This is a genomic window from Paenarthrobacter sp. OM7 (genome assembly GCF_029873575.1).
In the GTDB taxonomy this organism is placed as follows: Bacteria; Actinomycetota; Actinomycetes; order Actinomycetales; family Micrococcaceae; genus Arthrobacter.
This window is the reverse complement of record NZ_CP123579.1, coordinates 1,339,306-1,352,527: the sequence shown is the minus strand read 5'-3', so window position 1 is coordinate 1,352,527 and position 13,222 is coordinate 1,339,306. Positions and strand designations below refer to the sequence as shown.

Annotated in this window: 14 protein-coding genes; 8 read left to right on the top strand and 6 right to left on the bottom strand. The window is 64.3% G+C overall.

The features are described 5' to 3' along the window. Complete coding sequence (locus QEH68_RS06260) at positions 1-693, top strand: ABC transporter ATP-binding protein (RefSeq protein ID WP_207596738.1); 693 nt, start codon at positions 1-3, stop codon at positions 691-693. On the opposite strand, the gene QEH68_RS06255 is transcribed toward QEH68_RS06260, so the two are convergent. The 3 genes from QEH68_RS06255 to QEH68_RS06245 are packed head-to-tail and all read right to left on the bottom strand — an operon-like array spanning position 671 to position 3,727. Then, positions 671-1,852, bottom strand: a complete 1,182-nt coding sequence (locus tag QEH68_RS06255) for an ABC transporter permease (RefSeq protein ID WP_280627407.1) — start codon at positions 1,850-1,852, stop codon at positions 671-673. The two genes, QEH68_RS06260 and QEH68_RS06255, sit on opposite strands and share 23 nt — an antisense overlap. Further along, positions 1,849-2,625: an ABC transporter ATP-binding protein gene (locus QEH68_RS06250; protein WP_280627405.1), complete on the bottom strand. Its 777-nt coding sequence runs from the start codon at positions 2,623-2,625 to the stop codon at positions 1,849-1,851. The genes QEH68_RS06255 and QEH68_RS06250 overlap by 4 nt, the downstream gene beginning before the upstream one ends. Positions 2,626-2,629: 4 nt before the next feature. Beyond that, positions 2,630-3,727: an efflux RND transporter periplasmic adaptor subunit gene (locus QEH68_RS06245; RefSeq protein ID WP_280627403.1), complete on the bottom strand. Its 1,098-nt coding sequence runs from the start codon at positions 3,725-3,727 to the stop codon at positions 2,630-2,632. Between the two features lie 196 nt (positions 3,728-3,923). On the opposite strand from QEH68_RS06245, the gene QEH68_RS06240 reads away from it, so the two are divergent. Next, a complete protein-coding gene (locus tag QEH68_RS06240) occupies positions 3,924-4,859 on the top strand; it encodes a hypothetical protein (protein WP_280627401.1) in 936 nt (311 codons plus the stop codon). Between the two features lie 28 nt (positions 4,860-4,887). Further along, positions 4,888-5,958, top strand: a complete 1,071-nt coding sequence (locus QEH68_RS06235) for a Gfo/Idh/MocA family oxidoreductase (protein ID WP_280627399.1) — start codon at positions 4,888-4,890, stop codon at positions 5,956-5,958. Positions 5,959-5,972: 14 nt separating this feature from the next. Here QEH68_RS06235 and QEH68_RS06230 read toward each other — a convergent pair whose 3' ends face one another. From QEH68_RS06230 to QEH68_RS06220, 3 genes are all read right to left on the bottom strand, one after another. Then, the gene (locus QEH68_RS06230) at positions 5,973-6,413 is read right to left on the bottom strand and encodes a DoxX family protein (RefSeq protein WP_280627397.1); all 441 of its coding nucleotides are present in this window, start codon (positions 6,411-6,413) and stop codon (positions 5,973-5,975) included. 68 nt (positions 6,414-6,481) lie between these two features. Continuing rightward, positions 6,482-7,153: a phosphonatase-like hydrolase gene (locus QEH68_RS06225; RefSeq protein WP_207596734.1), complete on the bottom strand. Its 672-nt coding sequence runs from the start codon at positions 7,151-7,153 to the stop codon at positions 6,482-6,484. Next, a complete protein-coding gene (locus QEH68_RS06220) occupies positions 7,150-7,917 on the bottom strand; it encodes a GntR family transcriptional regulator (protein ID WP_207596733.1) in 768 nt (255 codons plus the stop codon). Before QEH68_RS06220 ends, QEH68_RS06225 begins: the two co-directional genes overlap by 4 nt. A 163-nt stretch (positions 7,918-8,080) precedes the next feature. Between QEH68_RS06220 and QEH68_RS06215 the strand changes: the two genes are divergently transcribed. The 5 genes from QEH68_RS06215 to QEH68_RS06195 all read left to right on the top strand — a co-directional run bounded on the left by QEH68_RS06215 (position 8,081) and on the right by QEH68_RS06195 (position 13,180). Next, positions 8,081-9,298: a TIGR03364 family FAD-dependent oxidoreductase gene (locus QEH68_RS06215; RefSeq protein ID WP_280627394.1), complete on the top strand. Its 1,218-nt coding sequence runs from the start codon at positions 8,081-8,083 to the stop codon at positions 9,296-9,298. Positions 9,299-9,353: 55 nt separating this feature from the next. Beyond that, positions 9,354-10,268 (top strand): phosphate/phosphite/phosphonate ABC transporter substrate-binding protein, encoded by a 915-nt coding sequence (locus QEH68_RS06210; RefSeq protein ID WP_280627392.1) that lies wholly within the window; start codon positions 9,354-9,356, stop codon positions 10,266-10,268. Then, a complete protein-coding gene (locus QEH68_RS06205; protein WP_280627391.1) occupies positions 10,268-11,062 on the top strand; it encodes a phosphonate ABC transporter ATP-binding protein in 795 nt (264 codons plus the stop codon). Before QEH68_RS06210 ends, QEH68_RS06205 begins: the two co-directional genes overlap by 1 nt. Continuing rightward, positions 11,059-11,913, top strand: a complete 855-nt coding sequence (phnE, locus tag QEH68_RS06200) for a phosphonate ABC transporter, permease protein PhnE (protein WP_280627390.1) — start codon at positions 11,059-11,061, stop codon at positions 11,911-11,913. Before QEH68_RS06205 ends, phnE begins: the two co-directional genes overlap by 4 nt. A 157-nt stretch (positions 11,914-12,070) precedes the next feature. After that, positions 12,071-13,180, top strand: coding sequence for an FAD-dependent oxidoreductase (locus QEH68_RS06195; protein WP_207596729.1), 1,110 nt, complete (start codon positions 12,071-12,073; stop codon positions 13,178-13,180). Positions 13,181-13,222 lie beyond the last annotated feature (42 nt).

Genomic DNA, 13,222 nt, shown 5'->3' with positions numbered 1-13,222 from the left:
GTGATCGTCGTCAAGGACCTGGTCCGTCAGTTCAAGTCCGGTGACCGGACCATCAAGCCCGTCAACGGCGTGAGCTTCGAGCTCGAAAAGGGCTCGCTGGCATCCATCGTGGGCAAAAGCGGCAGCGGCAAAAGCACGCTGTTGTCCCTCTTGGGTGCGCTGGATAAGCCCACCTCAGGTGACGTCGTCGTGGATGGCGTCAGCCTGGCGGGACTCCCGGACGGCAAGCTGACTGAGTACCGTCGCCGGGACATCGGCTTCGTGTTCCAGCAGTTCAACCTGATTCCCAACCTCAGTGCCGTGGACAACGTCATGCTGCCCATGGAGTTCGCGGGCGTCCGCAAGGCAGCCAGGCTGCAGCGGGCCAAGGAGTTGCTGGAGCAGGTGCAGTTGGATCCGGAGAAGCACGCACGCCGGACCAACCGTCTGTCCGGCGGCGAGCAGCAGCGCGTGGCAATTGCCCGTGCCCTGGCCAATGAGCCAAAGCTGATCCTCGCTGATGAGCCCACAGGCAACCTGGACGAACAAACCGGTGAGCACATCATCGAGCTGCTCAGCTCACTGAGCCGCGATCACAACACCACCATCCTGGTGGTTACGCATGACCGCAGCCTGGCGCAGAAAACCGAGCGTTGCTTCCGGCTTCAGCAGGGCAGGCTCACGGAGGAGGTCAGAACCGGATCGCGTCGATGACCTTGACGCGCACCGCCACGAGTGCAGGAATGGCTCCGGCGAGTGCGCCCACCAGGACGGCCGCACCGAATCCAAGGAGCGCGGCGTCGATGGGGAATGCCGGGTACTCGGTGAGGCCGGGCGCAACCTTCGATTCAATCCACGGGTGCTTGACCACCGCGACCGCCAGCATGACACCGGCCACGCCGGCGACTGCGGTGGCCACCACGGATTCCATCATCACGCCAACAAAGATCCGGCCCGACGTTGCTCCGAAGCTGCGGCGGATGCCGATCTCGCGGACCCTGTAGCGCACAGTGACCATGGAGATGTTCAGCATCCCCACGGCGCCGAGCAGCAGCACCAAGCCTGCTACACCGCCTACCACCAACTGCACGGGAGCCAAGGGGTCGCCCCACGCCGCGTAGTCCATGCGGTCGGCTTGGGCGTAATAGCCGGGAAACTGGCCTTGGAGGTCAGCGGAGATCGCCGCTTTGAGTGCGTCGGACTGCTCCTCGCCCACCCACATCTTGAACTGGGACGTCTGCGGTTCCATCCCAGTCATGGCCGCACCCTCGCTGAGGATGAACGCGGACGGCGGCGTATCGGGGTACGTATCAGGGACGACGCCGATAATCACCGCCGTAGCTGGCCGGTCACCGGGGATGCTCACCGTGGGATGGGTGGTGAGGTTGGGCCTGCCCGCCTGGTTGTAGAAGGACTCGGAAACCACGACGGCGGGTGCGAGCCTCTGACCGTCATCGGCTGCGAACCAGCTTCCCTGTTGAAGCGGAACCCGGTGGATGGTGCCGTAGCCGATGTCCACGATGGTCATGCTCACGGCGGTCACGCCGCGGGGAAATTGAAAGCCGGCCTGCGTCTGACCGACGTGGGTGGAAGTGGTGATGCCGTAGCGCTGCTGGATCCCTTGGTATGCCTTCTCGAGTTTCACCGGGTCCGGCATGCTTGGTCCATTGACGCTCAGCGACAACGTTGCCACCCGTCCGCCGTTTCGTTCGGACTGTACCTTGTAGCCTTCACGGGCCAGATTCCCGACGCCCACCACGGAGGTCAACGCTGCCACGGACAACGCCACGCCCATCAGCGCCAAGAGGATCCGGACTTTATTGATGCGAAGCTCCTGCCACGCTTCAACCAGCGTGGAAACAAAGCCGGTCATGCGCTGGCACCTGCTGCTGCGGGAACCGACAGTGGACTGAGCACGCCGGAGTCCAGCCGGTAACAGGCCCGGGCCAGGGCTGCCACGTTGGTGTCGTGGGTGATGGTCACCAAAGCCGCCGCGGTTTCCGTGGCGACGGTGTCCAGCAGTGCCATGACGGACTGGCCGGTTTCCACATCCAATGCCCCCGTGGGTTCATCAGCCAGGATGAGCCGTGGCCTCCGGACCAAGGCACGGGCAATGGCTACACGCTGCTGCTCACCGCCGGAGAGCATGTTGGGCATGGTGTTGGCCCGGGCGGCGAGGCCCACGCGGTCCAGCATGTCCATAGCGATCTCCCGGCGGCGCCAGAACTCCTTGCCCTTGGCGTAGAACAACGGGGTGATCACGTTGTCCAGGGCGCTGCGTCCGGGCAACAGGTTGAACTGCTGGAACACAAAGCCCACGGTGGAGCCGCGCAGGCGTGCCCGGGCGTTGTTACCGAGCTGGTCCGCGGGTTGGCCGAGGAACTCCAGCTCACCCGACGTAGGGACGTCCAGGAGGCCGAGCAGATTCAGCAGCGTCGATTTGCCGCAACCGGAACGGCCGACAATTGCGGTGTGATCGCCGCTGTACACCTCAAGGTCGATGCCCCTGAGGATATGCAGCTGCTGCTCGTCCGGCAGTGTGACAGACCGGGTGACTGATCGCAGGCTGACCAGCGTTTCCTTGGCGGCCACCTCGGCGCTAACTTTGGCGGTTTCCCGACGTGGACGTTCGCGTGCTTCTTCCATGGCCCTAGCCCGCCGGAGCGTAGGCGACCTGGCCCGGCCCCATCATGGGGCCCGGGGCAGCCGGTGCACCGGGAACGAACTCCAGGACCTGCTCGCCCTCGGCCAGGCCAGAGGTCACTTCCACAACGTTTCCGTCGTTGAGGCCCAGCTGGACCGTGCGCTGCTCGGGCGCAGCGCCTGTTCCGCCCGGCCCGGCAATCCAGACGATTCCGTCCTTGACGCTGCCCTTGACGGAGGTCAACGGAACCGTCACCACGTCCGGGGCCACTCCAGCACTGACGGTCATGGTGGCTCCGAGCCCGGCGAAAACCTGCTGGTCTGAGGGGACCGCACAGCTCAGCGTTCCCGTGGGGGTTCCGCCTTCTTCCGGCTGGCTCCCGCCGGCGCCAGGTCCCGCGATCGCTGCGCCCACGCCCATGCCGGCACCTCCGCCAGTGGCGGCCAACCCGCCTGAGGCGCTGCCGCCGTCGTCGGACGCGTTGTTCTTGAGCGTCACTTCGGCGCACTGGAACGGCGCCGGTCCACCCACCAACGCAATCTCCGCTGGGCCGGGCTTGCCCAGCAGACGGTACTGCTGGGCCGCTGTCACTGAGCCGGCCACCGTGTAGGTTCCGGGATCGATCTTGCCCACCGCCTCGCCGACGGTTACCTGCTGGTCGATGAGCGTTGTGAGCTGCTGCAGGGTGCCGGCGCTGGGAGCGAGGATGTCGAAGTAGTCGTACACAGGCTTGGGCGTAGTTGGTGTGCCGTCCTTGGAAAGCTGTGGGGTGGTGACAGGTCGCTCAGCTTTGACCTGGAACAAGGCTTGACCCTCGGCTACGGTTCCGCCTTCTTCAACGAAGATCTTGATGACCTTGCCTGCGGACGTGCTCCGGACGGTGTCGGCGACGTCGCTCTGGACGGTTCCCTTGATCTGCACGGTATTGGTCACAGTGGCGCGGGTGGCGGGGACCACCGGGATATCCACCTGGGCCAACGGCGCCGGCTCGGATCCGGACGCTTCAAGACCATCGACAAAAGCGATCTTGACCAACGCCACCGCGATAACCGCGAAAACCAACAACCAGGAAACCGGCAAAATGACGCGCCGAAAGATACCCATCCCTGCTCCATTTCGGTAACTCCCCACAGAACCTCTGCGAGGGATGATGGCCTAAGCCTAGGCGAGGAAATTCCGCGGGCGGGGCATTCCTGTGACTTGACAGATTGCTTACGTGTCGCCGGGGATTCATCGCCGCGCAGGGTTGACGCTGCTCCGGCGCGGGAGCAATCTGTGAGCAGGGCAGGAGGTGGCGGGCGTGTCCGCACACAAGAAAAAAGGAAAAAAGACTCCCTGGCATCGACGCGGCAAGACCTGGATCATTACCGCGGGAGCCATCGCCGCAGCCCTCATCAGCATCATCGCCCTGTGGGACCGGATCATTCCGCCCAATACCGAAGATGTTGCCGACATCGAATCGATCACCATCATCAAGCAGACCTCGCTTGCGGCATTCGCCCCGGCTGACTTGGGCAAGGACCTGACACTCAACCCGGCCGCAGCAGCCGCCCTAGAGCCGTATTCCGTTGGTCGTGCCGCGTCTACCGGCACCAAAAAGCCGACGCCCACCACTGTTCCGCCCACCACGCCTCCTCCGACGACGTCCACGGCGACCATCACCCCCACTCTTCCCACAACCCCCGTGACAACATCAACTACCCAGGGCACGTCCACTGGATCGCCCACCATGGCAACCAAGATCACTTCCCGTCCGCCGGAGGAGTATCGGTCCGCGGTGAAGGAACAGAAGGTGTTGGAAGGCTACGTTCCCGGAGCCCTCATAGTCCTTCCAGCGCTGCTCCCACCGGTGACCGTCAACGATGCCGGCGAACTGCTTCCACCCGCGCAAGTGGCAGCAGAACTGGTCAAGGCCTTGGAGGAAGTGCTGGTCGTCGACGGTACCCAGGGAAAGGACCCCCTCGGGTGGACTGTAGCCGTGAGACTGGACCTTGAGGGACTGGCCCACGTACCGATGCTTCTGACCTGGTCCCTGGATGGCGTTGATATTTCCGAAAGTTGGAAGGCCGAGAACCTCGCCTACAGGATCGTGGCCACCACGAACCATGACGCCGGTGTCGCTGAAGTTTGGATACCGGACCTTGGAAGGCCTGGCGCGTACAACGTCAATGTCAGGCTGACGTTCGAATCAACGGGAACCTTGGCTGATTTGGAGCAGCTGCAACTTCCCGGTTAGCGGCGGCCGAAATGAGAGGATGTCAGACATGACTCTCCCTATCGCCGTGCCATGGCTGTCCACCCAGACCAACAAGGATCCCCGGGCAGCTACCGGCCGGCGCTTGAAGTGGGGCGTCGTGTCTACAGGCAACATTGCCAACAGTGTTTCCAAGGACCTGGCCCTGCTGGAAGATGCGGAGCCTTACGCCGTGAGTTCCCGGACGCAGGCTGCCGCTGATGCGTTCGCGCACACGCTGGGTTTCGCCAAGGGCTACGGGGACGACGGCGGTGTTCCCGGCTACCAGCGCCTGGTGGAGGACCCCGCAGTGGATGTGGTCTATGTGGCCACACCCCATGCCCAGCACTTCCTGATCGCCTCGGCCGCCCTGCGTGCCGGCAAGCACGTGCTCTGCGAGAAGGCCCTCACCATCAACGCCCGTGAGGCCTCCGAGCTGGTGAAAATGGCCCGGGAGAACAACGTGTTCTTCATGGAGGCCGTGTGGAGCCGCTTCCTGCCGAGCATGCAGCGGGCGTTCGAAATCGCTGCTTCCGGCGAGCTTGGACAGATCCAATGGGTCAGCGCGGATCTTGGCTTCCCGGCGCCCTACGACCCTTCGGCCCGTATCTGGGCTCTCAATGATGGTGGTGGCGCACTTCTGGACATCACCGTCTACCCGCTGCTCTGGGCCTTGGGCACGCTGGGTTTCCCGCAGTCCGTCACCGCGATCGGCACCCTCAACGACGACGGCGTGGACACCCAGAACGCCCTGACGTTGGGCTACTCCAGTGGTGCCCAGGTTCAGCTGACGTCGTCCCTGATGGCGCACGGACCCCGGACAGCCACCGTTGCGGGCGGGCTCGGATTCCTGCAGACCGTTGGCTCAGTGAACAATCCTCGCGAGCTGATGATCCGGGTCGGCTGGGACGAACCGCGACACGAGCACTTCGATGTGGTGGGTACCGGCTACACGTACGAGCTCCGGGAAGTGACGCGCTGCATCCAGCAAGGCCTCACTGAGAGCCCGGTGATGCCGCTGGAGGACTCCGTCAACGTCATGCGCCTCTTCGACGGCGTGCGCTCCCAGCTGGGCATCCGGTATCCGAACGACGCGCGGTGAGGCGTCCCGAAGGGCTAACGCCGCGAGCCGGCTGATTGCCGGGCCAGCTTGCGGTCCAAGGACAAAGCTCCGGGTCCCAGGAAGACGAACGCTACCGAGATTGCTGCGTAGATGATCAGGAGCTCGGCAGTCACCCCTGCCTTGTCCGTGAGCAAGGGTTTGCCGGCCTCGGTAACGAACCAGATTCCAGCAAACATGATGGCGGCAAAGAACCCTGCCACCCGGGTCAGGGCGCCGAGGACCAGAAGCAGGCCCAGGCCCAGCTCGCCGGCGATCACCAGCCACGCCACGATCTCCGGCTTCTGCACGCCCATGGCGGCAACCGACGCAGCAAAGGCAGCGTGCCCGGCCATGAGCTTCTGGATGCCGTGGACCATGATGAGCGCGCCGAAAACCACGCGCAGGATGGTGACGCCGCGGGCGGAGGACTTGGGTGACGGGTGAAGGAATTTCACGCGTTCCAATCTTCCATGCCTGGGGCTGGGCGCCAAAACGCCGGGCTGTACGGGCCCGACGCTGAGGATCAGGAAAGCAGCGCCGGAATGTCCTTCACGCCGTCCAGGATGTGGTGGTGCGGGTGCACGGACAAGTCTTCGCGGCCCAGTTTGCCGGTTAGGACGCCCACGGCCGTGACGCCGGCGTTGTTGGCAGCGGCGAGGTCATTCACGGTGTCGCCCGCGGCCATCACAGCGCGGACGTCCTGGACTCCGGTCAGTTCCATGGCCCGGTGAATCATGTGTGGTGCCGGTCGTCCGGCGGCTACCTCGTCGGAGCAGACGACGGCGTCCAGCAGCGTATCGTCATCGACGCTCCAGCCCAGCCGCTCCAGGAGAGGTTCGGCAACGTCGCGGGAAAATCCGGTTGTCAGGGCCACTTTGATGCCTTGGCTGCGGAGTGCGCGGAAGGCGTCTTCCACGCCCTCCAGCGCGACTGGCGGGTTGGCGTCGTAGAACTCCACGAGCAATTCCTTGAAGCGCTTGAATGCGGCCGCCACCACTTCCGGGGTGGCCGCTCCCCCACCGGCTTCGATGAGGGCTGTGATGGCCTCAACCTTGTCCGCGCCCATCCATTCCTGCACAGCCTCAGGTGTGGTGGTCACCCCGGTTTCCTCAACGCAGCGGGCAAGTGCTACGTACACATCGCCGTGTTCGTCGATGGTGGTTCCGGCCATATCGCAGGCAACAAGCTTGATCATGGGGTGGCTCCTTCAGTGTGGATGCGGACCAGGGCGGCCCTGCGCTCCACTGTGTTGTCGATGGTGAAGTTGGTCAGTGCCGGCAGGTAGCGGTCCTCGGAGTATTCCAGGGGCTGCCCGTCGGCGGAGCGGGTGATGCGGCGTTCACGCAGAAGCGGAATACCTTCGGGTTGCTCCAACAGTTCGGCGTCCTCGTCACTGGCAGCAACGGCGTCGATGGTGTGGCGCGCACTGTGCAGGTCTACACCCTGCTCTTTGAGGAACGCGAAGATGGACCCGGAGTCGGTGTCGAAGTCGAACAGCTTGCGTCCCACGTCCAAAATGAAAGTGGTGCGCTCGATCATGGCCGGCGCCTCGTCCAGGTAACGGACGCGAAGGACCTCCACCACAGTGGTGCCAGGCATCAGGCCGAGTGCCTCAGCGGCTTCCGGACTGGCTTCGCGCCGTGCCACTTCGAGTGTCCGCTGGCCGGGCTTTTTTCCGATCCCGCTGGCCCACTCAGTGAACGAGTTGAACGTGGAGAACGACTGCGACGGCACAGACGAGCGAACCATGGGAGGGCGCCCCCGTCCGCCTGTGACAGCACCTTCGGAACGGAGGAACGCGAGCGCCTGACGGATCGGGCCACGCGACGTCCCGAACTCGCGGCACAGCTCCGCTTCACTGGGCAGTTGGAAGCCCGGCGGCCAGTCGCCGTCGTTGATCCGGCGCATGAATTCTTCGCTCAGCTTGACGTGGAGGGGCGCGTTCGTCTGTGTGGTCACCAGTTGATAATACAAGTCCGCTGGTGGGAAAACAGCTGTTCTCAGGGCCTGCAGATGAACTTGGCATGAACTCACATGAACAGAAGTTAAAATTAGGTTAACTTGTATATACAAGTGCCATTTTGGCTTGATTCACTCTCCCGAAGCCGACATTGTCAGTGGTGTGAACAACCCAAGCACTTCCCCCACTACCGCCAACAGGACCGCGAACCAGGCCACCGATGTCATCATTGTCGGTGCCGGAATCGTGGGCCTGGCGCATGCCGCCCACGCTGTTGCCAACGGCCTGACCGTCACCATCATCGAGCGCGACCACCACGCCGCCGGCGCCTCCGTCCGCAACTTCGGCCATTGCTGCATCACCGCGCAGTCCGGTGAGCTCTACGAACTCGCACAGACCTCGCGGAAGTACTGGCTGGAGTTCGCCGAGCACGCCGGATTCTGGGCCGCCGAATCCGGTGCCGTCGTCCTGGCCCGCACCGAGGCGGAGATGGATGTCCTCCGCGAACTCTCCGAGGTGCGCGAGCCTGGACAAGTCGAGCTGCTCTCCCCCGCCGGGACCCGGGAACGGCTGGGCACTTCGGCTTTCGCTGTGGAAGAAGCTCACGACGACGGCGGCACTTCGGGCGCTCAGTGGCCGGGCCTCGTTGGCGGCGCCTTCCTCCGGGACGACCTTCGCGTCGACCCCCGCACCACGGTCGCAACGTTGGCCGAATGGCTGAGCCGGCAGCCCGGCGTCGACCTTCACTGGAACACCGCCGCACTGGGCTTCAGCGGGTCCTCGGAGGGCGTCACCGTCCAGACGTCGCGCGGCGGGCTTCGAGCGAAGCAGGTCTTTGTATGTGTTGGCCACGACGTCGACTACCTCTTCCCGGACCTCGCCGAAGAACACCGGATCCAGCGGTGTGCTCTGCAGATGTCGCTGGCGGCCAAGCCTTCCGGCGTCGAATTCGCTCCCGCAGTCCTCACCGCAACGTCCATGCTCCGGTACCCGGCGTTCACGGACATGCCCGCCGCTGCAGCCCTCCGCTCCCAGGTGTTGGAGAACCAGCCCGAATTGCTGGAGATCGGGGCCAACGTTATGTTCACCCAACGCCCGGACGGCACGGTCATTCTGGGCGATTCCCACCACTACCACCGCACCGCCGATCCGTTCCTGGATGAAGGTGTCACCTCCACGCTCAACGCTGAAATCACCGGCCGGATCGGCGAACCACTGGAGATCATCCAGCGGTGGCAAGGCATCTACGCTTCCTCCGACGTAGCACCCATCCTGGTCCGCGAGGTTCAGCCCGGCGTCACGGTGGTGTCCGTGACCTCCGGCGTGGGCATGACCCTGTCCTTCGGTTTGGCACACCGCAACGTATCGCGCCTGTACTGACTCATCTTGTCCTGAATTTGCCCGTTCTCCCCCTCCCCTTCGCATAAGGATTCCCATGAAAACCCCGCTCTTCACCGGTTCCGCGCTTGCCCTCGCTACCGTTCTGGCACTTACCGCCTGTAGCGGTTCAGCCCAGTCCTCACCTGAGCCGACGTCCGCCACCTGCCCCAACGGGGAGATCAAGTTCGGCATCGAGCCGTACGAAGACCCCGCCAAGCTGAAGCCCGCGTACGACGTCCTTGCGGCCGCGCTGTCCAAGAAGCTCGAATGCCCCGTCAGCGTCCAGGTGGTTGAGGACTACGCTGCCGAGGTCCTGGCCATGCGCAACGGCAAACTGGACCTGGGCCAGTTCGGCCCGCTGGGCTACGTATTCGCTGATGCCAAGGCCGGCGCCGAGCCGCTGGTTTCCTTTGGCACTGCCGAGAAGGAACTCAGCACGTACACGGCCGGGATTTGGGTTGCCAAGGACAGCCCGATCCAGGCCATCGGGGATTTGAAGGGTAAGTCCCTCGCCCTGGGCAGCGTCGGATCCACCTCGGGCGACGTCCTGCCCCGCTTCGGCCTCCGTGAAGCCGGAATCGCCGACGCCGACATCACGATGGACTACACGGGCGGTCATCCTGAAGCCCTGCTCGCGCTGACCAACGGCAAGGTTGATGCAGCGGAGATCAACTCCCAGACATTGGCCACCGCCATTGCCGCAGGCACCTTCAAGAAGGACGACTTCCGCCAGGTGTGGACGTCCAACCCCATCCCCAACGACCCCATCACCGTGCGCGGCGACGCGGACCCAGCGTTCAAGGCAGCCGTCAAGGACGCTTTCCTCAGCCTGGAACCCGCCGACGTGGCCAAGGTGGGCGAGTTCCTGGACGTCACCCCTCCGGGCCCGCTGCTGGAAGTCACCAAGGACAACTACACGCCGCTGTTCGAACTCGCCGAGACCATGGGCCTCACCGAGAAGGATCTGTAATGCCTGACCCCCTTCTCGCCGTCCGAGGCTTGCGGAAGTCCTTCAGCGGCAGGAATGTCCTTCAAGGCGTGGACTTCTCCGTTGCAGCCGGCGAACTCGTCGCGTTCCTGGGCGCCAATGGCTCCGGAAAGTCCACCACACTGCGCTGCGTCATGGGTATCACCGCTCGGCATTCCGGCAGCATCAGCATCGACGGAACTGCGCTGGAAACCCTCCAAGGGCGTGACCTGCAGCAAGCGCGCCAACGCATGGCCATGATTTTCCAGAAGATCCATCTGGTCCCCCGGCGCACGGCGTTGGACAACGTTTGCGCCGGCGCCTTGGCCCGCATCCCCACGGTTCGTTCCCTCAGTCCTCTGCTGTTTCCGGCCGACGTCCAGCAGGAAGCCCTCGACTGTCTGGACCGCGTGGGCTTGGCCGATCGCGCCTTCGACCGGGTGGGCCGGCTTTCCGGCGGACAGCAGCAGCGTGTCGCCGTAGCCCGGGCACTCTGCCAGCGGGCCGACATCGTACTCGCCGACGAACCTGTCTCCGCACTGGACCCGCACGCCGCAGAGCAAGTGATGGCTCTGCTGCGTGAACTCGCCCACTCCGAAGGGTTGGCAGTGGCCGCAGTCCTGCATCAGCCCGATCTCGCGCTGCGCTACGCCGACCGGTCCATCGGGCTGCTCCAGGGCTCCATGACCTTCGACCTCCCCTCCACAGAGGTCACAGCCGATCATCTCGACACGTTGTACGCCCCGGACCGGGACGTTTCAGACAGTGTCGTTTCAGACAGGACCCAGGCAGCATGACTCCGCACACTCTGACCCCGGCCGTAGCCCGCCGTGACTCCACCGGCACAACCCGCGTGGCACTGGTCCGCCCCAAGAAGCCGCTGCGGTGGATCACGACGGCGGCAGTGGCAGCCGCCGTCGTCGGACTTCACGCCGTGGCCATCGAGGGGACGGACTTCAAACCGGAACTCCTGGTTGACGGCTGGAAAGGCATGGCAGCCTTCATTGGCGACGCGTTCCCGCCGGACCTGAGCTGGGAGAAGACACTCAAGCCCGGCCTCGAAGCGACGCTGGTGACGCTGTGGATTGGCCTGCTGGGAACCACGTTGTCCGTGCCGTTCGCCCTGCTGCTCGCGGCCCTGGCTGCTGGGAACACCAGTCCGCATCGGCTCGTGTACCAGGCAGCGCGGGCTGTCTTGTCGTTCTTCCGGGCTGTACCGGACATCGTGTTTGCGCTGATCTTCGTCACAGCAGTGGGGCTCGGTCCCTTTGCCGGCGTGCTCGCCTTGATCTGCCACAACACGGGTGTCATGGGGAAGCTGTGGGCCGAGTCCATGGAGGAAATCGATGCCGGGCCGCAGGAGGCACTCCGCACAGCCGGTGCCAACAGGATCCAGCAGGTCGCCAATGCCACGCTGCCCATGGTGGTCCCCCAGTTCGTGGGCCTGCTGCTGTACCGCTTCGACGTCAACGTGCGGTCCTCGCTGGTCCTCGGGCTGGTGGGAGCCGGCGGCATCGGGCTGCTGATCAACCAGTCCATCAAGTCGTTCCAGTTCGACTCCATGCTCACCCACATCCTGATCGTGTTGGTGCTGATCATCGTGGTGGACCAGTTCTCCGCGTGGATCCGCAGGCGCCTGGCCGCGTAACACTGCTGCCCTGGCCCAACTGAGTCACAGCAAACGCTCCAATGCGCCCCCATTACGACGTTTGCTGCGACTCAGTTGGGTGAGTGGGGGCAGAATGGGAGGTGGCCCTCTTCGGGGGGTGCGATTCTCAAGAGGGCCAACGGTGGATGGAGCAGGCATGCAGGTTGACGTTGTAGTTGTTGGCGGAGGAGCCATGGGATCGGCGGCCGCGTGGCAACTCGCCCGGGCGGGCCGTTCCGTGGTCCTGCTCGAGCAGTTCGAAGCCGGACACCACATTGGTGCTTCCCACGGCGCCACCCGCAACTTCAATACCGCGTACGCCGAGGCTGATTACCTGGATCTCCTGGCCGAATCCAAAACGCTCTGGGACGAACTCGCAGCCCAGCACGGCGCTCCCCTGCTGGACATGGTGGGATTGGCGAACCACGGCAACGTGCCCAAGCTGGAACTGATCCACGCGGCCCACCAGGAGCGCGGCATCGAGAGCTACTTCATCTCGGCCGACGAGGCCGCCAACCGCTGGCGGGGAATGAACTTCGCCACCGATGTCCTGTTCGTGCCGGGTTCCGGTCGGATCCGGTCGGCAGATGCCCTGGTGGCGCTGCGGGAATCCGCTGAAGCCCATGGCGCCGTCTTCAAGTACTCGACGCCGGTCCGCGACATCCGCATCGATGGGGCCGAAACGGTAGTGGTTGTGACGGAGGAGACCGAATACACGGCAACCCGCGTGGTGGTGACAGCGGGCGCCTGGACGACGAAGGTGTTGAACGGACTCGTCAAGCTCCCCGCGTTGGTGGTGACCCAGGAGCAACCCGCTCACTTCACCCCGACGGACAACACCCTGGTGTGGCCCAGCTTCAACCACAACCCGGACCCCGATCCGAACAACGAACTCTACGAATACTGGTTCAGCCCCGTCTACGGCATGCTCACTCCCGGCGAAGGCGTGAAAGCAGGCTGGCACGGAGTCGGTCCCGTCATGGACCCCGACGAGCGCACCTTCGAGCCCATCCCCCAGCAGCTCGAGGCGTTGGTGCGGTACGCAGAAGAGTGGCTTCCCGGCGTCGACCCTTCCACCGCGGTACCCATCAGCTGCACCTACACCACCACGCCCAACGAGGACTTTGTGCTGGACCGTTTCGGTCCGCTGGTGGTGGGTGCCGGCTTCTCCGGACATGGGTTCAAGTTCACGCCGGCTATTGGCCGGGTGCTGAAGGACATCGTCGACGGCGGCGTGGCACCGGAGCGGTTCCTGGCCGAACGCTGAACAGGGTCTTAAAAGCAAACTGGCCCGCAGGCAACGCCTGCG

What these genes read in the sequence shown, in the direction of transcription:
- QEH68_RS06255 (WP_280627407.1), bottom strand. Translation starts at nt 1,852, where the DNA reads ATGACCGGCTTTGTTTCCACGCTGGTTGAAGCGTGGCAGGAGCTTCGC.
- QEH68_RS06205 (WP_280627391.1), top strand. Translation starts at nt 10,268, where the DNA reads ATGCCTGACCCCCTTCTCGCCGTCCGAGGCTTGCGGAAGTCCTTCAGC.
- QEH68_RS06195 (WP_207596729.1), top strand. Translation starts at nt 12,071, where the DNA reads ATGCAGGTTGACGTTGTAGTTGTTGGCGGAGGAGCCATGGGATCGGCG.
- QEH68_RS06225 (WP_207596734.1), bottom strand. Translation starts at nt 7,153, where the DNA reads ATGATCAAGCTTGTTGCCTGCGATATGGCCGGAACCACCATCGACGAA.
- QEH68_RS06210 (WP_280627392.1), top strand. Translation starts at nt 9,354, where the DNA reads ATGAAAACCCCGCTCTTCACCGGTTCCGCGCTTGCCCTCGCTACCGTT.
- QEH68_RS06245 (WP_280627403.1), bottom strand. Translation starts at nt 3,727, where the DNA reads ATGGGTATCTTTCGGCGCGTCATTTTGCCGGTTTCCTGGTTGTTGGTT.
- QEH68_RS06250 (WP_280627405.1), bottom strand. Translation starts at nt 2,625, where the DNA reads ATGGAAGAAGCACGCGAACGTCCACGTCGGGAAACCGCCAAAGTTAGC.
- QEH68_RS06235 (WP_280627399.1), top strand. Translation starts at nt 4,888, where the DNA reads ATGACTCTCCCTATCGCCGTGCCATGGCTGTCCACCCAGACCAACAAG.
- phnE (WP_280627390.1), top strand. Translation starts at nt 11,059, where the DNA reads ATGACTCCGCACACTCTGACCCCGGCCGTAGCCCGCCGTGACTCCACC.